Genomic DNA, 1,256 nt, shown 5'->3' with positions numbered 1-1,256 from the left:
TGCTTCATCAAGCCGCCGATAACCACAACATCGCCATCTTTCGCTCGAATGACCGAATCAGATTCTCGAATCGAGCTTTTTGCCAAAGGCAATTGAATGTTTTGAAAATCACCACCAAGATTTAACTGCTTCACTTCTTCTGTGACTTCAATTACCGCTGGATGCACATGCAAGAACACGTTGCCCTTGTTGTCGATTTGTGGCGTCACATCAAGTGAAATGCCCGAGAAGAATGGCGTCAGTTCTACTTCAGGAACCGCATTAGAGTTTTCACCATTACCCGCATTACTGGAAAGCTCAGTTACGAAGTACTGATCGGTACCAACTTTGATCACTGATTTTTGGTTGTTCGCCGCCGTAATACGTGGGCTTGAGAGTACATTGAGGTCGCCTTGCGTCGACATAAAGTTTAATACCGCCTCGAAGTTACCATCAGATATCGTAACGTTGGTTTGACCGCCAAGAAGCGTACCAATCGCATCTAATGGAGGCAGAGCAGAAGCGGGGCGATTAACAATGATACTGCCTGAGTTACCAATTGACGCCGATAAGTTCGACCAGTTAATACCTTGCTGGTAACCATCGCTGAGCGTGACTTCTAAGATTTTCGCTTCAAGAATCACTTGGCGTTGCATTCGTTCTTGAGACACACCCAAAAACTCGCGCACTTCACGAATATCATCAGGGAAAGCTCGCACGGTGATCACGCCAGCTTGTGGCGTAACTACCACACTTTGGCCTTTACCCGAACCAATTAAGTTCGCCACCGCTTGTTGCAACATTGGCCAAAAATCACTTTCGGTGATGGTTTCAATGCGCGTTCCGCCTGTTGATGTCGTCGAGCTATCGTTGCCGTTATTGCTGTTGTTGGAATCTGAAGAGTCTGAGCTGTCAGAGCTACCACCAGAATTGGACGTACCAGCCGAAGTAACGGAGCCCGTGACAATGCTCGTCAGTGAGCGACCTGAGCGTTTAAACTGTAGGTAGTCGACTGGAATCGTCACCGTACGCATACCTGCCGGATAAACTTGGATTACTTTGCCCGATTTCATGACATCGTAACCGTACATATTTTGTACAACGCTAAGCACTTCATCTAATGTCACGTCAGAAAGGTTGACCGTGATATTGCCTTGAACCGCTGGATGAATCGCAACGCTGTATTCTGTCCCTTTTACCAATGAAGCAAAGAAACTTCTCGCCTCTACTGCATTGGCTTGGATACGAAAACGCTTTGACGTTCCGTTATCAGAAGA

1 protein-coding gene is annotated in these 1,256 nt (G+C 46.9%); it reads right to left on the bottom strand.

Annotated elements, in window-relative coordinates; genetic code table 11:
* Positions 1-1,256, bottom strand: a 1,256-nt coding sequence (locus tag R7Q38_RS23770) for a pilus (MSHA type) biogenesis protein MshL (RefSeq protein WP_318114518.1), incomplete at both ends; no start/stop codon positions are given.

The organism is Vibrio sp. Vb0598, from assembly GCF_033338935.1.
GTDB lineage: Bacteria > Pseudomonadota > Gammaproteobacteria > Enterobacterales > Vibrionaceae > Vibrio > Vibrio alginolyticus.
The sequence above is the reverse complement of the archived record's forward strand: the minus strand, read 5'-3'. Positions and strand labels throughout refer to the sequence as shown.